The organism is Spirosoma sp. KCTC 42546, from assembly GCF_006965485.1.
Lineage (GTDB): Bacteria > Bacteroidota > Bacteroidia > Cytophagales > Spirosomataceae > Spirosoma.
The window spans coordinates 114,927-137,592 of record NZ_CP041360.1; the positions used below are offsets into that span (position 1 = coordinate 114,927).

Annotated in this window: 15 protein-coding genes and 1 tRNA gene; 11 read left to right on the forward strand and 5 right to left on the reverse strand. The window is 40.8% G+C overall.

Annotated features, from left to right (window positions below):
* Window positions 1–75: 75 nt before the first annotated feature.
* From EXU85_RS00480 to era, 3 genes are all read right to left on the reverse strand, one after another.
* Entirely contained in the window at window positions 76–384 is a 309-nt protein-coding gene (locus EXU85_RS00480) for a helix-turn-helix transcriptional regulator (protein ID WP_142770201.1), read from the reverse strand.
* A gap of 298 nt (window positions 385–682) precedes the next feature.
* Window positions 683–1,990 carry a ribosome biogenesis GTPase Der gene (gene der / locus EXU85_RS00485; protein WP_142770202.1) on the reverse strand — a complete coding sequence of 436 codons (1,308 nt, stop codon included), beginning with the start codon at window positions 1,988–1,990 and terminating at the stop codon, window positions 683–685.
* A 103-nt stretch (window positions 1,991–2,093) separates the two neighbouring features.
* Complete coding sequence (era, locus tag EXU85_RS00490; protein ID WP_142770203.1) at window positions 2,094–3,029, reverse strand: GTPase Era; 936 nt, start codon at window positions 3,027–3,029, stop codon at window positions 2,094–2,096.
* 146 nt (window positions 3,030–3,175) lie between these two features.
* Here era and EXU85_RS00495 point away from each other — a divergent pair.
* From EXU85_RS00495 to EXU85_RS00530, 8 genes are all read left to right on the forward strand, one after another.
* Window positions 3,176–3,248: transfer RNA gene (locus EXU85_RS00495), tRNA-Met, on the forward strand.
* 248 nt (window positions 3,249–3,496) lie between these two features.
* Window positions 3,497–4,612: a ParB N-terminal domain-containing protein gene (locus EXU85_RS00500; protein WP_142770204.1), complete on the forward strand. Its 1,116-nt coding sequence runs from the start codon at window positions 3,497–3,499 to the stop codon at window positions 4,610–4,612.
* A gap of 25 nt (window positions 4,613–4,637) precedes the next feature.
* A complete protein-coding gene (locus tag EXU85_RS00505) occupies window positions 4,638–5,621 on the forward strand; it encodes a hypothetical protein (protein WP_142770205.1) in 984 nt (327 codons plus the stop codon).
* Between the two features lie 11 nt (window positions 5,622–5,632).
* A complete protein-coding gene (locus EXU85_RS00510) occupies window positions 5,633–6,658 on the forward strand; it encodes a DNA cytosine methyltransferase (RefSeq protein ID WP_142770206.1) in 1,026 nt (341 codons plus the stop codon).
* Window positions 6,659–7,258: 600 nt separating this feature from the next.
* Window positions 7,259–7,558 carry a helix-turn-helix domain-containing protein gene (locus EXU85_RS00515; protein ID WP_142770207.1) on the forward strand — a complete coding sequence of 100 codons (300 nt, stop codon included), beginning with the start codon at window positions 7,259–7,261 and terminating at the stop codon, window positions 7,556–7,558.
* Window positions 7,559–7,619: 61 nt separating this feature from the next.
* On the forward strand, window positions 7,620–8,561 hold the full coding sequence (locus EXU85_RS00520; protein ID WP_142770208.1) for a hypothetical protein: 942 nt from the start codon (window positions 7,620–7,622) through the stop codon (window positions 8,559–8,561).
* 10 nt (window positions 8,562–8,571) lie between these two features.
* Window positions 8,572–9,051 carry a hypothetical protein gene (locus EXU85_RS00525; protein ID WP_142770209.1) on the forward strand — a complete coding sequence of 160 codons (480 nt, stop codon included), beginning with the start codon at window positions 8,572–8,574 and terminating at the stop codon, window positions 9,049–9,051.
* 171 nt (window positions 9,052–9,222) lie between these two features.
* Entirely contained in the window at window positions 9,223–10,296 is a 1,074-nt protein-coding gene (locus EXU85_RS00530) for a hypothetical protein (RefSeq protein ID WP_142770210.1), read from the forward strand.
* A 107-nt stretch (window positions 10,297–10,403) separates the two neighbouring features.
* Here EXU85_RS00530 and EXU85_RS00535 read toward each other — a convergent pair whose 3' ends face one another.
* Together EXU85_RS00535 and EXU85_RS00540 are read right to left on the reverse strand one after the other, a co-directional pair.
* The gene (locus tag EXU85_RS00535) at window positions 10,404–11,714 is read right to left on the reverse strand and encodes a site-specific integrase (protein WP_142770211.1); all 1,311 of its coding nucleotides are present in this window, start codon (window positions 11,712–11,714) and stop codon (window positions 10,404–10,406) included.
* Window positions 11,715–12,010: 296 nt separating this feature from the next.
* A complete protein-coding gene (locus EXU85_RS00540; RefSeq protein ID WP_142770212.1) occupies window positions 12,011–17,986 on the reverse strand; it encodes a non-ribosomal peptide synthetase in 5,976 nt (1,991 codons plus the stop codon).
* A gap of 548 nt (window positions 17,987–18,534) precedes the next feature.
* Here EXU85_RS00540 and EXU85_RS00545 point away from each other — a divergent pair.
* From EXU85_RS00545 to EXU85_RS00555, 3 genes are all read left to right on the forward strand, one after another.
* Window positions 18,535–19,824: an MFS transporter gene (locus EXU85_RS00545; protein WP_142770213.1), complete on the forward strand. Its 1,290-nt coding sequence runs from the start codon at window positions 18,535–18,537 to the stop codon at window positions 19,822–19,824.
* Window positions 19,825–19,934: 110 nt separating this feature from the next.
* Complete coding sequence (locus EXU85_RS00550; protein WP_142770214.1) at window positions 19,935–21,239, forward strand: serine hydrolase; 1,305 nt, start codon at window positions 19,935–19,937, stop codon at window positions 21,237–21,239.
* Window positions 21,240–21,484: 245 nt separating this feature from the next.
* Window positions 21,485–22,633 (forward strand): spore photoproduct lyase family protein, encoded by a 1,149-nt coding sequence (locus EXU85_RS00555; protein WP_246859379.1) that lies wholly within the window; start codon window positions 21,485–21,487, stop codon window positions 22,631–22,633.
* The last annotated feature ends 33 nt before the right edge of the window (window positions 22,634–22,666 follow it).

The window sequence follows — 22,666 nt, forward strand, 5'->3', positions numbered from 1 at the left end:
CGGACAAAAAAGTGTGCCAGAAAAGACTAACAAAACTGTCTTTTCTGGCACACTTTTTTGTCCTTTTTAAACGAACTAGCTTAAAAGTTTACTCTGGTAAATACAATCAATGATCTCTGCTACTGCGGAGTCAACCAGGAAGTAGTAAATATTTTTGCCGCTGCGCCGGATGTCCAAAATGCCCTTATCCCGCATATTAATTAAGTGGTGCGAAATCAGTGATTGTTCCGCATTCAGATTCTTATAGATTGCTGAAACGTTCAGTTCTTTGTTCTCATTCAGCATCTGAATAATCTTGATTCGCAAGGGGTGAGCTACGGCTTTAAGCACATAAGCTGCTTTATCAATACGCTTCTCATCATCTAAAATTTTTTCGGTAGCCATGATAGGGTGGGTTATTGTCCAGAGGATAATTGTCCGAAATATACTTAGAAAATATACATATGTAAAGGACTAACATGCTGAAAGTGAGCACGACTTTATTAAGTGGTTGTTTTTTTTGATCCCATTATTACATGAACACCCTTTTATGGATATGGGTGGTTACCTGTAAGTAAGTGATCCCCAGGGAATAGACACAATTCAGGCTACTGTCAAACCTAATCAGGAGTAGCTAAGTATCGTTCATTGACGAACTATACCCGGCTACTCCTGATTAGGTTTGAACTGCTAGTTGATAACTTTATTTTTGCCGGAAGAATACCGTGATTGGTACGCCCGTAAAGTCAAAATGATCCCGAAGTCGGTTTTCTAAAAAGCGCTGGTAAGCCTCCTGAACGTATTGGGGAAGATTACAGAAAAATACAAACGTGGGCGAAGGAGTTGGTACCTGAAGCATATACTTAATCTTGATATGCTTGCCTTTGATGGCTGGCGGAGGATACTTTTCGATTTCGGGCTGCATAGCCTCATTCAATTTCGAGGTTGCCACTTTCTTAGTCTTATTCTCGTAGACCTCCATCGCTTTTTCCATTACCTGAAAAATGCGTTGTTTCTCATGAACCGAGGCAAAAATGATTGGCAGATAGTCAATGGGCATCATCCGCTGAATCATTTCTTTCCGGAGTGTATCGGCAGTACGATGGTCTTTTTCAACGGCATCCCACTTGTTCACCATAATGACCACACCCTTTTTCGCTTTCACGGCCTGGCCAATAATGGTCAGATCCTGCGCTTCAAGTCCTCGTGTAGCATCGAGCAGAATAATGCAGACATCCGAATCCTCCATCGCTTTAATCGAGCGCAGGGTCGAATAAAACTCAATATTGGAGTCAATACGAGCTTTACGCCGAATACCGGCGGTATCGGTCAGGATGAAATCTTTACCATAGGCTTTGTAACGCGTGTCGATAGCATCGCGGGTGGTGCCGGCAATAGACGTTACGATACTGCGTTCCTGCCCGGTCAGGACATTCAAAAACGACGATTTACCCACGTTAGGGCGGCCCAAAATAGCGATGCGAGGAATACCCGCGTCAGGATTTTCAACACCAGCTGTTGGAAAATGCTTGATCACTTCGTCCAGTAGATCACCTGTGCCTGTTCCAGTTTGCGACGAAATTGGATATGGATCACCTAAACCTAGTGAATAAAATTCGCTGGCAGCGTGCGCCCGTTCTCCGGTTTCGGCTTTATTAGCCACTACATACACCGGCTTTTTAGTCCGGCGCAGCACGTTAGCAAAATCTTCGTCCAGTCCTGTAATGCCCGTTTGCGTATCAACCACAAAGAGCAATACAGTTGATTCCTGAATGGCAATTTCGACCTGTTCACGAATCGACTCTTCAAACACATCTTCGGAACCAACAACGTACCCCCCTGTGTCGATAACGGTAAAATATTTATCATTCCACTCGGCCGTGCCATAATGCCGGTCGCGAGTAACACCACTTTGGTTATCCATAATGGCCTGTCGCTGTTCCGTCAGGCGGTTAAACAGCGTGGACTTGCCCACATTTGGGCGGCCAACGATTGCAACTATGTTTGCCATTTTTTTTGAAGGAGGAAAGGGAGGAAGGGGAGGAGAGGAAGGAGAAGGCATGGATTTTAAACCCTTTTCCCTTTCCTCCCTTTCCTCCTTCCTCCTTTAACAATTATTCGTCATATCCCAACCGCTTGAGCATACGCTCTTTTTGGCGCCAATCGGGTTCTACCTTAACGAACTGTTCTAAATATACTTTCTTGCCGAAGAAACGCTCGAGTTCTTCTCGGGCCATAATTCCCGTTTTCTTAATCATATTACCCCCCTCACCGAGCAGAATTGCCCGTTGAGTAGCTCGTTCGACCAAAATTTCGGCCTGGATAACAATGATGTCTTCCTTCTCTTTGAAGCCTGTAATGACAACCTCGCTACTGTAAGGGACTTCCCGCTTATAATTCAGGAAGATCTTCTCCCGGATAATCTCAGACGCGAAAAACCGTTCGGGTTTGTCGGTTAGTTCATCCTTTGGGAAGTAGGGTGGATGTTGCGGCAGACGGCTGATAATACCTTCAAATACCTTATCAATATTGAAGTTATTCAGGGCTGAAATTGGAATGATCTCCTGCGCATGGAAGTGCTCCTGCCAGTAGGTGATCTTCTCATTAACCTGGTCCTGTGTAGCCTGATCAATTTTATTGATCAGCAACAGAACGGGAACTTCAGATTTTTGAAGCCGTTCGATGACGTCATTCTCATCGTGTTCTTCGAAGATGTCTGTTACAAACAGAACCACATCGGCATCTTCAATAGAGCCACGCACAAAACTCATCATAGACTCATGAAGTTTGTACTGAGGCTTAATGATACCGGGCGTATCGGAGTAAACGAGTTGAAATTCCTGACCGTTGTGGGTTCCATTAAGGATACCCATAATGCGGTGGCGTGTAGTCTGGGCTTTCGAGGTGATAATAGACAGCCGTTCGCCAACGAGCTGATTCATCAGGGTAGACTTACCGACATTGGGCTTACCAACGATACTGACAAAGCCAGCCTTATGATCGGCCGCTGGATCGTCGGCCGGAAAATTTTCAATGATTTCCTTATTCATCTTTGAGGTGATCCCGCTGGCTGATTACCAGCGGCTTTAGCAAACAACTCCCTGCCGACAAAAAACGTTTCAGGCAGTGCGTAAACTTTTTTTTACAAAGATAGTTGTTTTATAAGAAAGTTTCCGTACTTTTGCAGTCCCAACATCGCGGGATGGAGCAGTTGGTAGCTCGTTGGGCTCATAACCCAAAGGTCGCTGGTTCGAGTCCAGCTCCCGCTACTATATCAAAACCCAATTATCTATAAACTAGGTAATTGGGTTTTTTTTTGTTCACTGTGGGACGGATACGGGGACGGATAGAGTAGAGTGATGTTAAAATCTTATTAGGTAAATTAACTACATTGCTTACTAGTACATGAATGCACACTTTCCACTTGGATAATATTAAGTCCTGTAACAAACGCTTTTTACATATTTTGCATACGAAATGGTTCTAAAGGCATGTTGTTCACATTTAATATCAGAAAATGCCTAGCACAGCTCAGAAAGAAATAACAGTTAGTGTATCAAATTTACACTTTGATCCACTAAACCCACGGCTACCTTCCACGAAGTCAGGCAGTAATGAAGCAATTGTATTAGCATACATGCTGGATAAAGGCACTGTTACTGATATTATGCTTTCAATCGCTGAAAATGGCTTTTATTCACAAGAACCATTACTGGTAGTACCTTCAGCTCATGGTAAAGATCAATATGACGTAGTAGAAGGCAACAGACGTTTAGCGGCGTTAAAGTTATTACTTAACCCTGATTTAGCCCCAACTAAAAAGGGTGCTGTTAAACAAATAGCTGATGAAGCTACAAATAAACCGGAAGAGGTTCCCGTATTAAAATATGAAAGTAGAGATGATATTTTGTTGTATTTAGGTTACAGACATATAACTGGCGTTCATGAATGGGATTCATTGGCTAAGGCACGATATTTATTTCAACTAAAGAATGATAAATTTAAACATTTAGGCTATTTAGATGCTCTCAAAGCAATGGCAAAGACTATTGGGAGCCGTTCGGACTATGTTCATCGCCTATTAAGTGGATTTATATTATATCAGAAGATTGAGCAAGCTAACTTTTTCAATATACCCGGTTTAAATGAAGAAAGCTTTAGCTTTTCATTATTAACTACTGCAACATCATACAAAAACATAGCAGATTTCATAGGGGTCAACGCTAATGTAATTAATGATGGAGGGCCATTAGAAATAAAAGATAAAAACTTAAAGGAGCTTACAGAATGGATGTTTAAAGAAAATGCTGAAGGGTATACTCGTCTAGGTGAATCACGTAATTTAAAATCATTAAATGCTGTGGTTGCTCACGATGCTGCAATAAAAATTTTTAGAGACGGACGTTCGCTCAAAGAAGCTGAAATTTTTACAGATGCACCAGCACAAACTTTTGAAAGTGCTTTAACTATAGCTGCAGAATCACTTAGAGATGCATGGATCACTCTACCAAGCATAGAAATCACATACCCATATCATTTGGATAAGCTGAAAGATATGAATACGTTAATTAGAAATATATTTAATACAGTAACTGTAAAGTTGGTAAAAGACGGGTTAGAAGATTTGCAGTAATTTCATTCTAATGTTCAAGTAACTAATGCTTCAAATTGAGGGAATACCAAATTACAGAAAATTAGATAAACATCTTTGGGCTGATTATGCAGAATTTAAATGCATGTTATCTAAAGATAAGGAATATACGGGTGCAGATTTAGCGGATAATTTATTTACAGCGATTAAAGACTTAAATGTTGAATTCGACTCATTTAATGATGAACAAAATATTATTGATGTACCGTTACTAAAAGATAATGAAGAGCTATTTATTAATGATATTTTCTCTGTAATTAACTATAGGTCAGCTGCTTATGCGTCTAGCTATCCTTTTTATGTTGAAAATAAAAAAATAAAGCAAAAAAAAATCCTTAACCAATTACATCGCTTATATTTATACTTGTTGTTGTGTTCGCATTTAAGATTTATTCCCCAGACAAATTGGGCAGTATTGACTGGTGATTTTGAATATATTTCTAGTTTAGCATTAAAAAAGTGTTTGCCCGAAAGAGCTATTATAAAGATATTTGGTACTACTAAAAGTGGAGGCCCGCCACAGTATGTTGGTACTACTTTTAATAAAATTAAACAACTTGCTGCTGACTTAAATGAAGTATTATTAGCAAACAAAGATGATTTTGCTCCTACTGCAAGTAAAGATAAAGGAATTGATTTAGTGGCATGGATTCCATTTAAAGATAAACAAAATAGCCGATTGATATGCTTTGGACAATGCAAATGCAGCGATCAATGGCCAGCTATGCGTTTCAGCTCTAGTTTAGCACAGTGGAATAATTGGATACATTTCAACAACCATTTGAATAATTTTGCATTCATACCATACTGTTATCGAAAGACAGGTGGATCATGGTTTGATAAATCAAGCATAGGCGATACAATTGTTGTTGATCGCCAACGTATAATCGAATTAATTGAAAGTTTGGGTAAAACTTTCAAATTTAGTTCTCTATCATCAGACAAATTTTTAAGCCAATTACTTGACACAAGTAAATCGGCAACTGTTTAATTTATAAAAATATGTTAACAGCAGTATCTCTTTTTTCAGGCTGTGGAGGGTTTGATTTCGGAGCAAGTAAAGCAGGTATAAAAGTAATATGGGCAAATGATGTTGACAAAACAGCAGCATTGGCTTATAAAAGCTTATTACCTGATGTTGATTTTGTGCAAGGTGATATTAGAAAAGTACTAGATTTTCCAAAAGCTGATGTCCTGATTGGTTGTTATCCATGCACTGGATTTAGTTTAGCAGCTCGTCGTAAATGGCATGAGCGTGAGGATAGAAATCTACAACATATAGAAGGAAATTTTTTGTACCGTGAATTTATTCGAGCAATTGATTACGTCAGACCAAAATACTTATTCATTGAGAATGTCGGTGGAATGACCTCAGCTGATGGAGGGTGGTTTTTCAAACAACAATTAGAAGGTCTTCGTGATAAAGGTTTTGTGGTAAAGCATCATATGCTACATTCTGAAAAATTTGGTCTGGCTCAAACCCGTAAACGTGTCTTTTTAGTAGGTGTTCACAAAGACATAGCAGAAAGTGGATTCACATACAACTTTCCAACGGCAACTCATGGAGAAAAGCTGCTACCATTACAGACAATGTATGATGTACTTAATGGGGTAGAAACAAACATTGAAACAGATGTATGTAATAATCCTTTTCATGGACATTACTTAACCCGTAATCGTAAACGTAGTTGGAATGACCCAAGTTTTACAATAGTTGCAACGGATTCCCATGTTCCGTTACATCCTGCTGGTGAACCCATGGTAAAGGTGGGAAAAGATAATTGGGCTTTACAGGGTCAAATTAATCGTCGTCTATCATGGAAAGAGTGTGCTATTATTCAAGGTTTTCCAGTAGATAAGTTAAAATTTGATGCACCATTAACCCAAAAGTATAAAGTGATTGGGAATGCTGTACCGCCTAATTTCGGCTATGCTATAGTTAAACCAGTAGTCGAGTATGAAGAAAGTACCTGCTTGCCCAATACTTTTGCAGAAGCTTTAGAGCAAATGAATTCAAGTGGTTACTAAATAGAAGCGTGTATTTTAACTAACGTTTTATAATTAACATTTATATCGAAATAATCATATTTAATATGAGCACTTTCTAAATCCTTATGAAAAGATTCATAACACTAAGTTAACATACATTAAATTTTGATTAAAAAATAACCTAATAACTAGGTTATTTTTTTTATTTCAAAAAAAATAGAGAAAATAAAAATTGTATTATAATATAAGATGCTATGAATTTTTAAAGCAAAATAGATAAATTTTTATTTAAAAATATTTAATTAAATATTCGGTAATTTTTTAAAAATTAAAGTGAAAATTTTGAACAAAAAGCGCGAATGGGTCATGTGCAAAAGGATCTATTGACAACCATGTTTTTGCAAATTACCTTTGTTCCATAAATGCTGAATCAAAATGGAAGGAACATTTCAAATAGTAAGGTTTTTAAATAAACTAACACGTGCAATAAGATGAGCATTTACCCTATATTATAAACACAAAAATGCTTGAAAAACTAACACGCCGAAAATTTAAACATGATAATTTTTTAGTCTGCCGTCTAAATAACGAATTATAGTAATACTTCTAACTGTAATTTAAATAAAACTTGACAATAAAATGATAACTACCAATAGTATAGTAATTGAAAATTTACACCCACAAGTTATAAATAATTTAGTAGATCTAATAGCTAATATAAATTCTAAAATAGACCTACTTCTAAATAAAGATATTAGTAATCCTGTAAAATTTATTACAAAGAAGGATGTGGCAATAATTTTTGGGGTTAGTACAAGAACTGTAGCTAATTGGACTGAACTTGGTTTGATACAAAGCTATTATATGGGCGGGCTAATTGTTTATAAAGAACACGAAATTAATGCTGCTCCAATACCAGTATTTAAAAATAAAAATTAGACAAAGCTTATAACAATAAAACAATACTATCAAAAAAATACTCAAAAATTTACCATTATCTATGGATACTATAAGACTTATTTACTTTTTCGAAAATAACCTGCAACTATTACATCATTCACAAGAATTTTTAGAAAATAATTTTGAAGTAAAATTCAATCCATATAATATCAGAAATGAAATGGATGATAAAAAACTTTATAGGTTATATTTTATAAAAAATATGGCAATAAAACTTTATACCAATAGAGTTGTTATTCAAGGAAGTATTCCTATTTATTACTCAGGGACTAATGTTACTGAACTAACAGATGCTGAAATAATAGAATCATTTCAATTAATTCAATTTCAACTCCCATTTGTAAATTGGAGTCAAAGTATTGTTTCAAGATTAGATATTGGAATATGTTTCAAATTGCCCTTTAACCCAAATCTAGTTACACGTTATATTACTGGTTCTAAATACAGTAAAAAAATGGTTTATAAAAGTAATGGAAATACCACAATAATTGGTAATAAGAGCCATCAATTTGAAATCTACAATAAAACTGAAGAATGTGATACAGCCGAAAACAATATCATTAGATTAGAGTACAAAATGTTAAAGTCTTTAATTGTTAGAAAAACGTTTAATGAAGATACAGTTACTTTAAAATATTTATTAAATAATTTGAAAGAGCTACCAAAGATATGGTTTAATTCTTATTCAAATTTAGAGAAAGACTACAATCCTATTTTTGAAACAATAAATAATAAACAGGACTTAGCTCATGCTGCATATCATAGTTTAGGTTATGAAAATTGTTTGACTATTATTGAAAATAGCTATAAAAAGAACTTAATTTCTGAGCCAAAAAAAAGCAATATGAAAAGATTCATTCGAAAACTGCAAAAAGAAGGTAAAGAATTTGCTTCCGTTAAAAGCCCGATGCTAACACTTGATAAAATTGTGGATGAATATATATGTGCTAAGTTAACTGCTAATAATGACCATATAAATTAATGCCAAAAACATGAAAAATTATTTAAATAAGATCTTTGTATTCGGCGCTAATCAAAATGATGAGTTTTCAATGAATAGCGCATTTAAAAGTTACTCGGTTCAATTGTGTTATTTTAAAACAAATATAAGTTCGATTAATTATTTATTCAAAAATTTTATCTCTAATTATAAAAGCCCTTTTTCTATGATTGTTTTAAATGCTGAAGATAATAATCATGAGGAAATTTATGAAAAATTAAAAAAATTTAAATTTACTGAAAACATTCCAATTATTGCATATGGTCTAGAAAATTCAACTGAACAGCTTAAAAATTTGTATTACATTGGTGTAGAACAAATAATTATTAAAGATGATTTCTTTTATGAAAAATTACCAACTCTTTATGATGCATACTATTCAATGAATGAAAAATATACAGCTCATAACATACAAATGTTTATTGATAATGAACTAACTTCTCCATTTCCAATTGTATTGCACTTAAATTAACTAAAAGGTGAAATTTTTATGGAATTAATGTAAAAATGTATAGCTTATTTTAGAAAGCGAATGTTGTCATGATATTTAATGATGGTATTGTTATTGTTATGAATTATCATGTTATAGTTTAATATTTGCCTTTACAACTTACATATTGAATGTTTTAGCATATAAGTAAAGATGGACTTTGATACATATGTGAATGGCTTATCTTCGAACGATCCTTTGAAGATTAAATTGGTTGAATCTGAAGCCAGATACGAAAATATTAAAACAAAATTATTGCAGAATATTTCAATATCTTTCGATGAAACAAAAGTTTTTTGTACTGAATTACTAAATAAAGTTCCTAGTTCAGATGAATTAAAACTTTGCCATCACTGCGAGGATTACACTTTTTGGAATACTTATCTTACTTACTTTAGAAATTTAGCAGGAGGAATAGAATATAAAAAATTTGATTCTAATAAACTGAAAAAAACGTTAGAAAACCAATTAGCTACTACTGGCACAATTGATGCCACATCATTGAGTAAAATTCCAATGCTATACGTAGTAGATCCAGTAGAAGTTGAAAAGGATCTTAATTATTTGTACAACGTTGCCGATCAATGGAAAACGATAATTTATTCTAATAATCAAAATAATAAAGTACTTGAAGCATCTTGTAAAGAAGCAAGAGATCAATTAAAGCTTTTAGAAAAATCTGTGAGAAATTTTCCATTTGATAAAGGAAAATTTTTGTATAAACGTAAAGAAAGAGGTATAATATTAAGGGCAAAATATATCTATTTGCTTGCAAAAGATGTTTTAGAAACTTATAGCTTGCAAGATTTAACGCTCAGTATTTTTGGGAAAGAAATTGTTGTTAATGAATATAGTATAGTTCATATTGTAAGTAGGCATTTTGCTGCTGCTGCACATCAACATTTTGTTGATAAGACTTACCATAATGAAGAAGTTCACCCTAAAAAAATGCATTTATTTTTAAAAAAAATATTTGATATTTACTCTAAACATATTAATCCAAATGGAATGTCACTAGATAAAATTATGTTTAAATTCAAAGGTCAGTTATATATTATTTATACGAGTATACAACAAATTCATTTACGTGGAGTGGGACTTCATAAATACCGTAGATTAAATACGATGTTTCCGGCATCAGAAGAAAAGAAAAAGTTAGAGATGGCTAATGGGTATAATGAAATTGTTGTTGATAAAGATATGTCCATTTACCTTGTTCCTGTTTAAATGTAGAGAACGTAATAATAGTTTTTTAAAAATATTGTTTGCGTATGAATAAAATTTTCCTAGAAATAATAACCCCAGAGTTGATAGATCAGTTGGGAACTATGTGCTTACTTGCCCAAAATATCATTTATAGGGAAATTAACTAAAACTGATTGGTTCCAAAAATTTTGCATTATTTCAGCATGTTCTTCTTCTGAAAGTTTTATGTAGCGTAAAAACGACTTTTCTGATTTATGACCAGTAACTTTCATAATGGTAATTGTTGGAATATTTAGCTTGTACATATTGGTCGCAAAAGAACGACGAGCTGTATGTGTACTTACTAGTTCAAATTTTCTGAAATTTTTGATAATTCTTGCCCCTCCTTTTGTTATTCCTTTACTTACTACTTCATTTAATCCAGCTAATTCGCATACCTCTTTAATGTAATCATTCATTTTTTGATTTGATATACTTCTTGGCAATTTTCCATTGTATTTTTCTAATATTAAATTAACAATTGGATGGCAAGGTATAACAACCTTATCCATTGTTTTTAATTGCTCAAGTTTTATCTTTCCATTCTTTATATGTTCTGGCCGAAGATTAGTTAAGTCTGAAAACCTCAAACCCGTGTATGCACCTACCAAAAATAAATCCCTTATACGTTCTAGTCGCTCATTATTTGATAGATTAAAAGCATATAATAATGTTAACTCGCTTTCAGTTAGGTAAATACTATCAGAATCCTCTTGTGTAACTTTAAAATTTCGACTTTTATAATCTAATTTGTTATTATGACCACTAATTGTAGCTTCATTTAGAAATGTTTTTAACGTTTGTATGTATTTGCCAATGTTATTTTTTGAGAAACTTTTGGCCGTTAAATATTTATTGAAATCAAAATAAAATTCAAGATCAATAGTTTCAAAATCTAACTTTCTACTGTAACTAACGGAGAATTCTGTTAATACATGAAGAACAGTATTATATTTTTGTATTGTTCTTCGTTCAATTTTTTTGCCTGTGTTTGGATTAATACGTTCAGGAGAATTTTTTATAAAGTTTTTAATGAACTTAAATATTTTTGGTTCACTATTTATAGGATCCTTAGTTATTGGGTTCAGATGAGAGATAATTTTTGCTTTCAACGATTCTTTGGAAATATAATCAGTTTCTGATCCAATTTCTTCAGATGCGCTTTGAACGGCTTTTTCAATTTTTAGGAGTTCTGCATTTATTTTCTCTCGATTTTTAGCTGCTAATATTGGTTTGACTCGTTGTTTATCGCAGTTCCAGTGTTCAGGTAGCACCTTATATCCTGTTGGGAGCTTGATACGAGTGTTGTGAAATCGAATTAGGCTGATTATTGGTGTAACAGTAGTCGCATTTGGATCTCTTAGTACAAATGTGGGGTGTAAATCAGTCGTTCTAGGCATAATAAAAGCTATTTCAAAAATTTCAAGTTGAAGTTAGCTATTTTCTATGGGGGACGTTACGGGGGACGGATAACTTTCATAATTATTCACCACAAACACATGTGAGTATCTAATTAAATACTAAGTTATTGATAATCAGCATTTAATTAAATACTTTAGCGAAAGTAAAAGAAGATAAAGGAAAAGGATTACGTTAGGTGAGAGTCCAGCTCCCGCTACTCTGAGAATAAAGCCGTTACGATTCAAAACCGTAACGGCTTTTTCGTTGCACCCCAATAAAGAGTAATCAAGCCAGTTTAAGGCGTCAAATACAATTGCAGTATACGACCAATCTGCGCAATGGTTGCTGGCTTACTGAACAACGAGTTATGTTCACCAAGCAGTTGATGTACTTCAACGCCCTGACGGGCATAGCGACCCCAACCAAAATCTACTTTGCCCTGGCTTGTCCCAAACGCATCCAACTGGGTAACCCGCAGAAACACAAGTTTCCCCTCATAGGACTTAAATTTGTACTGACTATACGCTTCCCGAAAACTTCTGGTCAGCAAATCTGCGGCTTCAACGCTGAGGGATTCAGTTGGACTAGTACCTGCTGAACCCGATAAGCTGGGTACCGATTGCCAGATACGCCGGAGCAAATAGTGACTAATCCAAGGGACTTTTTGTCGAAGAATGGGCAAGAGCACCGCAGGTTGTTTAGGTAAGGAGCGCCAATAATGATAATAATACCGGACGAGCTGATGGATTGGAAACTTGGTATGATTAGCCGCATCTGGATTGATGGGGTAGGCATCAATTAGGGCAAGTAAATGTATCTCTTTGCCCATTTCCTGAAGCTGGCGAGCCATCTCAAAAGCAATAATACCACCTAATGAAAAACCACCAATAGCATAAGGGCCATTCGGTTGCTTCTGGAGGATAAGCTGAATGTAGTAAGCGGCCATAGCCTCAATGGACTCCAGGGGCTGGGTAACCCCGTCCAGTCCAACCGCCCGCAGGCCATACAGTGCCTGTTTCTCCGGCAAGTAGGGAGCCAATTGATAGACATAATTCACATCCCCCGATATAGGATGAATTAGGTAAAGTGCATTTCCGTCCCCTGGTGTCTTCACGCCAACCAGCGATTGCCAGGCCACATCGGATTGACTGGTTTGCAGATAAAGGGTCAGCTGGCGAAGGGTGGGATGGGCAAAGATGCTGCTAATAGGCAGTGAATGAGTAGTCTGACGCTGAATGGCAGCGGTCAGCTGAAGGGCCAACAGGGAGTGACCGCCCAGCGTAAAGAAATCATCATCCAGGCCAACCGTTGGTAAGTCAAGCAGCTCACACCAAATCGTTTTCAACAGCCTGACGACTGACTGATTTAACGATGGGGTATGCCGGACTTGTTCTACTGGATGGGTTATTTCGATAGGGGCTGGTGGGGTAAGTGGAGGAACCGGTTGACTACCAAATAACTGTCCGAAGCCTTGATCGGGCTGGCTCAGAAGTTGCTCCAGTGTCTGAATGAACTGATCGGCCAGTGTGCTCACGGCTTGCTCCGTGAATAAATCGGTCCGGTAGGTAAAGGTACCCATCAGCCCATCCGCGGTCTCCTGGCAGGAAAGACTCAGGTCGAATTTGGCCCTGTGCTGCTGGAAAGGGACTTGCTCAATCTCTAGCTCGTTTAGTCTCCAGAAGTTCGACGTATCTTCCTGCAAGTCAAAAAGTACCTGAACTAATGGCGAATATGCCCGGCTTCGCACGGGACTAACCTCCTCCACAATCTGTTCAAAGGGTAGGGTCTGATGCGTATAGGCGTCTAAGGCCAACTGGCGTACGTTACGGAGAAGTTGCCGGAAGGACAGATCAGCGGAAATGTCTATACGAAGCACAAGCGTATTGACAAAAAAACCGATCAAGCCGTCCAGTTCAGGCTGAGTACGTCCAGCTACGGGGATGCCAATGACGATATCCTGAGTACCCGTGATCTGACGAAGCCAGACTGCGTAAACAGTCAGAATCCGTAGAAATAGTGTCGTGCCTGCCTCCTGAAAGTCGTGCCGAAGCGGCTGCCAGTGTGACTTAGGAACTACAAAGCAGTAATCGGCACCCTTAAATGACTCGATGGCTGGACGGGGTTTATCAATCGGTAACTTAAGTAGGGGTGCTACCCCCGCTAGCTGATTCCGCCAGTAGGCCCGCTGGTGAGTCAGTGTCTCTGGTAGGAAGTGCTCAGTTTGCCACCGCGCATAATCCGCATATTGAATAGGCAAGGGGGGCAGACTTACTGGCTGATCCTGTAGTTTAGCCGTATACAGTAAACTAAGTTCCTTAGCCAATACCTGCGTTGATAACCCATCAAAAATAAGGTGATGGAAATTCAGCAGTACCATCCAGGATTGATCCCCGAGTTTCGCAACATTTACCCGTATTAAAGGCCCCTTTTCCAGATCAAAGGACTGGTAACCTACCTCCCGTAGCCAAGTGGCAATCGTCTCGTTTTGGGCCAAATTCGTTGGTTCGACTAAAAAACTTACCGGAATATCTATTAAAAATGCAGGCTCAATTTTTTGAAAAGCTTCCCCATTAAAATGTCCAAAGGTGGTGCGCAGGATTTGATGTCGGTCAATAAGTTGGTTTAGACTCTGCTGCAAGAACGGTAGGTTCAGCGAGCCTCGAATGCGAAGCACAATCGGTACATTATAGGTCTCCTGTAGAGGATGAATTTGCTCCAAAATCCATAATCGGTTCTGAGCAAAGGAAAGCGGAAACTGGGCTGTTGAATCTGTTCCGTCTGGCGTGTTTACTATGGGTGAAATGGACTGTCGAGGCAACTGATCCAGGTAAGTACTCAGTTGTTGTAAGGTCGGGTGTTTGAAAACATCATTCATGCTTAGCCGTACCCCAAACTGCTGAGAAATAAGAGCGATTAACTGGATCACCATCAGGGAACTTCCCCCCAGATCAAAAAAGTGATCAGTCTCGTTCAGTTCTGCTACATTCAGTACCGATGTCCATAAGAGGATCATCGCTTGTTCGGTCGAGGTCTGTACATCGCTCTGACGGTGGGTTGCGTTTGGGGAGGCCGTTGGCAAGTTTGCCTTGTCGACCTTCCCATTTACCGTCAACGGAATGGCCGTCAAGGGAACAAACACATTCGGAATCAGATAATCAGGCAGGCTGGTTTTCAGAAAAACCCGCAAACTCTCGACCTGAATAATTTCGCCGGATTTAGGGACGATATAGGCTACTAACCGTTTCATCCCGGAGCTTAATTCATCAGCTACCACCAAAGCCTCGCCAATGGTAGGATGCTGACAAAGCGCCTGTTCAATCTCCACAGGTTCAATCCGAAAGCCGCGTATTTTTAATTGATCGTCCAATCGCCCCAGAAAGTCAATAGTGCCGTCGGACTGATACCGGGCCTGATCGCCGGTTCGGTAAAGCCGACTTCCCGGCCGATCACTGAAGGGGTCGGGAATGAATTTGAGTTGCGTAAGCTCGGGTTGATGGAGGTATTCCCGTGCCAGCCCATCACCGCCAATGAGCAGTTCGCCGGGTACGCCCACGGGCATGGGATTCAGAAATGAATCAACAATGTAGAGCTGGGTGTTACTAAGCGGTTTGCCAATCGGTACAGAGCTGGTTTCCCAATGGCCCGTCGATAGGTTATAAAAACTGGCAAATGTGGTGCTTTCTGTCGGGCCATACCCGTTAATTAAGGTGCAGTTAGGCAATTGATGTCGCGCCCGAATGACGTGCTTGGCCGATGCCGCTTCGCCACCAGTTGCCAGTTGGGTCAACGTCACTAAGGAATCAATGCCGCTGTCGACCAACACATTAAATAAGGCGGCTGTAAAAAAAGCAGCATTTACGGAATTAGCCTGAATGGTTTGTTTAATGTCGTCCAGCGACGGCGGATTTTCCATTACCAGAACTAGCCGTCCGCCATTGGCCAGACTTCCCCAGATCTCCAGCGTAGACGCATCAAAAGCCAGGGGAGCCAGTCCCAGCATACAGATTGATTCGTCCAGTCGCATGTAGTTTGCCCCCTGAACGGTGCGCAGGATGGCCCGGTGCGGAATGGCTACACCTTTTGAGCGGCCGGTGGAACCCGATGTAAACAGAACATACGCCAATTGATCGGATCGGATTGGCAGCGACAGGTTATGAACGCTTTGCTGGGTAATCAGGGCCTGGTTTTCATCGATTAGAACTGTGGTAGTCGTTGCTGGCAGGCGATCCAGCCAGATTTTTCGGGTAATGATTGTGTGAATACCCGTTTGAGCAACTAAGCCCGCCAACCGGGCGGCTGGAAACGTAGGATCAAGGGGTACGTACGCTCCCCCAACCTTCAGAATAGCCAGTAAGCTAACGATCATATCGGGCGAACGCTCCAGACAAATACCGATTAACGTCTCAGATTTCACTCCCTGGTTTCGCAGGTGCCAGGCCAGTTGATTGGCCCGATGGTTTAGTTGCTCGTAGGTCAGGGCAAGCGCCCCAAAGCGTAGTGCTTCGGCTTGAGGTCGGAGCTGGACCTGGGCTTCTACCAGTTGATGAATGGTCTGATTGGCTGGGTAGGGAACCTTGGTTGCATTCCAGTCAATGAGCATACGCTGCCGCTCATCTGGAGTCAGCAAGGACACCGAGCGAAGAGGTTGATCTGGATGAAAAACCAGATCTTCCAACAGCATTAGCCAGCGATTCACTAAATCACTCACCCAGTGGACTGACCAGATTGCCGGGTCAAACAATACCTGACTGTCTTGATTCCCTTCTGTAGACAGAATGATCTGTAGCGCCTTTTTCGGAGGGAGTGAATAATCCAGTTCAGCGGTCTTGCAGCCAATAACAATAGGGAACAAAACCGGATCGTTCTCAACAGTCAATGGTTTTAAGGCAGTCTGGGTTGCTAGATTGTCCTGAGTAAAGGTCAGGTGGTTATTTACAGCTATAAGTTCCTGCTGTGTGTCATTCAGCGCCTTTTCAAAGCCAGCATCCCAATCAAATGCCACCTCAACAGGGATATATTCGGCAAACAATCCGACGGTTTCAGCTGATATCTGCGCACTTCGTTCGGATCGATACCCAACACTAACGGATTGCTGATTGGTCAGGCGGGCCAATAGAATCAACAGGGCTGTCATGGCCTGATGACTCTTCTCCGTGCTTTTTAAGCCATTTTTGCCTTCAAAAACCTTATAGAGCGGGATATTGATTTGGCTACGTTCCGGCTGGTTTTCGTTTACTTTATTGGCTGGGACTGACCAGGGGAGCGTTGTAGGTTGAAAATTACTAAGTTTATTTACCCAGTAGGACTGATAAACAGCGCATTGCTTATCATTTTTCCCAATGGCCTGAATGACTTCCGGCGCGGGTAGGGTTAGCAATTGACCTTCAGTAAGCGAAGTCTGTTCATAAAACGTCGCCATTGAAACGGGTTCGCCAGTCAGATTCTGGATCGCACCAATGACCAACAGATAGTCGTTGGTGGCGACCAGCAGTTTGTCAGGCAAAAGGGCTTCGATTGATCCGGAGAGGCACTGTGCCTTTGTTTGGGTTGCCGTTACCTCCCTCACCAGCCAGAACCGTCCCCCCGCCCATAGCTTCAAAAAACCAAAAGGGTTTGACTGAAACCCAAAATCCAGCGCCCGATGCAGACGAGAAATCGTAATTGCTGACTGAGCGAAATTAAGGACCAGATCAGGCCGTTTATTCCGGGCGTAATAGGACCGATGCGTAGGATCCTGTGGCTGTGTCGTTAACGTACCGACTTCTAGTTCATCGAGTATGTCTCGAAAGCAATCAACGGCAACCGAATAACATGTAATATTTAGGCTGATCGAGGTCTCGGTTTCCTGAATCGGGAAGTGCTTTTGCTTTACAATAGCCCCCGTATCAACACCCTTATCGATCAGATGCCAGGTTACGCCATGCGTCTTTTCACCATTGGCCAGTGCCCAAAATGAGGCATGTACCCCGGCATAAGCGGGCAGAGGGCCATCGTGATAATTAAAGGCATATAAGCGGGGAAGCGCCAGTAGTTCCTCGGAGAGGATATATCCGTTCGAAATGCTGAACAAGTAATCGAAAGGCTCCTGGTTTAAAACGGTAATAAAGTGCGACGATGAATCAATAAAAGGAAGCCCGGCCTTCTTGCAATAAGAATGCACCTGAGGGTCCTGACTGATAATTCCTTTAACTAGAAAACCTCGCTGGCAGAGGATTGTTGAGCACTCAATCAGCAGGGTACCCTCACCGATTATAAAACAGCTAGGGGGCATAGAAAAGAACGATATGGATAGACAGTGGGACCATCTATGGATGAGTGCCTCTCCAAAATTAACTACTTTTTAGTAACATATTATCATCTAGATTTTCGATTTAAACCACTAAATGCCAATGAATACCAAATGTCGTTCTGCAAGGCAATACTAAGTGGCTTACTTATGTACTACTTTGTCAATTTCCTAAATAGGATGTTCTGTATGGCGAGAAGTCGATAGCTCAACCATTTTCCAGAAAGGGTGGACGAGTTCGCCTATGAGTAATAATTTCTTCAAGTTGCTTCTGGTAAAAGGAATTACTAGATGGTTAATTATTTCTCATCTAAGTCAATATAAACCAGACTGTTGTCAGTAGACATTTCTTAGTCTTAATTAGGTCTTACTAATGGATAAACTGCCGTTTACTTCTCTTTTAGCCTTCTTTTTACTGACTGGTTTTGTGCTTTATGCACGGCCCTATAAGCTTCTAAGCAGGAAAGCGGGCAGATTAACTTTACTAACTGTTACCCATAATTCCTTGCCTACTACTTTCAATTAACGCCTTTATGCAAACCAGGGAAACTAGTAACGAGGGGGCAGTCAGTAACCTGTACCGAAATTATGTCCTAGCGATGTTGACGCTGGTATACGTCTTCAACTTTGTTGATCGTCAACTCCTGGTTATCCTGCAGGAGTCGATTAAACGAGATTTACACTTATCCGATACCCAGCTTGGCGTGCTTTCTGGGTTTACGTTTGCTCTATTTTACGTCACCCTGGGCATCCCTATTGCACGTTTGGCCGATAAAACCAACCGCAGGAATACCGTAGCAGCCTCCTTAGCCATATGGAGTATAATGACTGCTGGCTCGGGTCTGGTAAGAAACTACATTCAGTTACTATTGGCCCGTGTTGGCGTGGGGATTGGGGAAGCAGGAGGAAGCCCTCCGGCTCATGCGATGCTATCCGATTACTTCCCGCCTGAAAAACGATCTACGGCACTCTCAATCTACTCAACAGGTATTTATTTCGGGATATTGACGGGTTTTTTACTGGGTGGTTATTTGAACCAGCGTCTTGGATGGCGAACCGCATTTTTCGTGGTGGGTATACCGGGCATTATTTTTTCATTGCTGTTTTACACGTCGGTGAAAGAGCCTCAACGTGGAGTAATGGATAGGGATGAAGCACTGGTAATTGACCCTCCTTCGTTGCGTGAGGTGCTAAAGCGGTTGTACTCAACCAAAACTTTTGTTTACCTGGCAATGGCTACAGGCCTGCATGTTTTTTGTATATATGGGCTGCTTAATTGGGCTCCTTCTTTCCTGGCGAGGCTTCATGGGATGACGCAGTCAGAAATAGGCGCTTTACTTGGTCCGATCTTCGGCATTGGTGGAGCAGTTGGTTCGTTCGCTGGTGGGCTCCTGACGGATTATTTGGGGAAAAGGGATAAAGGGTGGTACCTGAAAGCGCCGGCTTATGCAATTATTGTCTCTATCCCATGTGCAGCCGGAGCACTTTTTCTGCAGAATACAGTGTATTCGGTAATCTGTTTAGGCTTGAGTGCGTCGCTTCATAGTATGTATCTGGGGCCATCTGTTGCCGTAGCTCATAGTCTTGTTCCGGCTTCAATGCGTTCCCTTACGTCCGCTATCCTGTTTTTTGTGCTCAACTTTATCGGTTTAGGGTTTGGACCCCTGGTTGTCGGCATGATTAGCGATCAGCTCACCCCGTCTCTGGGTATCGAATCCCTGAGATGGGCCATGTCGATCATAATCATTATAAGTTTTGGATCGACCGCACTCTTTTTAATTGCTGCCAAAAAACTAGCAGTCGATCTAAAGCTGGCGAGATAAGCCTCTGTGCGATGAATTAGTCTGGCCCTGGAAATTACCTGGCTTTTCCGCTATTGCCCTTAAGTGATTTTATTAACTATCTGTTTTTGATACATCCCAACCTAAAAACTATGAACCGTTACATAATCACTCTGTTTTCTCTATTTGCCTTTATTCCGTACTCAACTACGGTACAAGCCCAATCAAAAGCCTTGACGGAAGCTGCTCCTGGGGCTGGTGGGTTTTCTGTAGCCCGCCTTGCTCGATTGGATTCAAGTATGAATGACTGGGTCAGGCAGAAATGGGTGAATGGTTCTGTGGTCCTTATTGCCCGACACGGCAAAATTGTTTTCTATAAGGCTCATGGATACAATGATCCAACTACGAAAGTGCCGCTCGACAGAAATGGGATCTTTCGTGTGGCTTCACAAACAAAAGCACTCACTACGGTGGCCGTAATGATGTTGTGGGAAGAAGGGAAGTTTTCGCTGGACGATCCAGTTTCCAAGTTCATTCCCTCCTTTGCTAATGAAAAAGTGCTGGCTACCTTCAATCCAAAAGATACCACATACACTACTGTTCCGGCTAAACGGCCCGTCTCTATTCGCGATTTATTAACCCATACATCGGGTCTGGGGTATCCAGCAATTGGTACTCCTGCGGAAAATGCCATTTATGCAAAAAACTATGTTACCGGAGGAGTTGGTGTTAAGGGGCAAAAACTTTCCGATGCAATGAACCGCCTGGGCAGCTTACCACTCTTTTTTCAACCCGGTGAACAATGGAAGTATGGATTGAATATGGACGTATTAGGCTACCTGGTTCAGCTCTGGTCAGGTATGACCCTGGACGTTTTTTTTGAGAAGCGTATTTGTCAGCCCCTTGGAATGAAAGATACCAATTTTAATGTGCCGCCCGAAAAAGGCTCCAGACTGGTCAACTTTTTCCTGGGCGATTCTACCGGAACGATCAAAAAGCAGGAATCGGTTTTTGGCGGATCGCTTGATATGAACTATCCCCTCCAAAAAACCGACTATTTTTCGGGTGGTGGTGGTTTGTCATCCACTATTTATGATTATGCTATTTTCCTGCAGATGTTGTTGAATGGTGGGGAATACAACGGTGTGCGCCTGTTAGCCCGCAATACGGTTCGTATGATGACCATGAATCAAATTGGCAACATGAGCCCTACTATGGGTGACCATGCCAGTGAGAACAAATTTGGCTTTGGCTTTTTCATTATCTCTGAAAATGGCAGTAGGTTTACCCCCAGCCAAGCCGGTACTTACTCCTGGGGTGGGGTGTTTTCTACCTCTTACTGGGTTGATCCAAAAGAGAATATGTTGGTATTGATATACCGGCAAATGTGGGGGCCTTATATTACAAATATAGACAAAGTAGTTAAGCCTTTAGTGTATCAGGCAATTAATGATTGATACGTAACGAATACGGGCCATAGGGAGCTGTATCGTGAAAGCAGAATCGGTTTGGCAGTCCGGCGCAACGTACACAAATAAGCTGTAAGTATACTATAGAAAAGTTGAATATTCTTCTGATAATCAACTTTTTACATAAAAAGATATTTGCTTGATACGGGAGCTATTCAGGGAGTATGATTGTTATTAATCAGTGTGGGTGATGTGCTGTTTAGCTCGATAGTTACCCGCTCTTCTACTCCGTTATGACGTCTGAATTAATGCCTATTTTGCCAGTTCTATCAACCCCTCAGCCCCTTGTAAAGTCACCCCGTTTTTGGATGCCCAGGCGGGTCGTTTTTACGGCCGATGCCCTCAAGGAGCCCTATGGCCAGGCTATCTATGAACGCATATCGGCGCTTGATCTACCCATCGAAATCGCCAAAAGCAATCGAATTGCCGGGCTAAGGGGAGCTAATGAACGCGAGACCTATCGAATTGCCAAGAATACCTTAGCCATTGTGAATGCTCCGCCGGGTGCCTTTAAGTTCCAACCCATTCCCCCCTCGGCCGACTGGCAAATGAACCTGGCCGAAGGTTGCCCGGCCCATTGTCAATACTGTTATTTAGCCGGAAGCTTAGCTGGTCCGCCCGTCGTGCGGGCCTACGCCAATCTGCCTAAGTTGCTCGCGCACACCGCTACGTACGAGGGCACTTATCCACCCAACCGGAGCTGGCAGGGTTATGACGTGAACCACCCCACCACCTTCGAAGTTAGCTGTTATACCGATGTGTTAGGCATTGAACACCTGACCGGTGGCTTAGCCGAGTCTATCCGTTACTTCGGAACACGGCTAGTAGGCCACCGTGAACACGGGCAGTTGCGCTTTGTGTCTAAGTACGATCAGGTGGATAGCCTGCTCAACCTGCCCCACAATGGGCAGACCCGCGCGCGCATCAGCCTTAATGCCGATACCATAGCCCGGCGTTTGGAGGGTGGAACGGCTTCGGTAGAGTCGCGGTTGCAGGGCCTGCGCAAACTAGCCCTACCGAAGCAGTTGGGCGGTGGGGGATACCCCATTGGTGTTGTTATTGCGCCTATTATGCCCATTCCCGATTGGCGTGAGCACTACGCATCCTTGCTCGATCGCATCGCTGAGGTTATCGACTTCCCCTGCGATATGAATGCTGAGTTCATTAGCCACCGCTTTACACCTGGTTCCAGGAACATCTTGTTGGCGTGGTACCCTAATACGTCGCTGGAGATGGACGAAACGAAGCGTGCCGAGAAGCGCAACAAGTTTGGTGGCACTAAGTATGTTTATCGCCCCGAGGAGATGAAAGAGATGAAGACTTTCTTCTATGCCGAATGGCAGAAGCGTTTCCCCGAAGCGCCAGTACTTTATTGGACATAAGAGGAATGAGCCGTGGCTTTGCGACGGACCAAA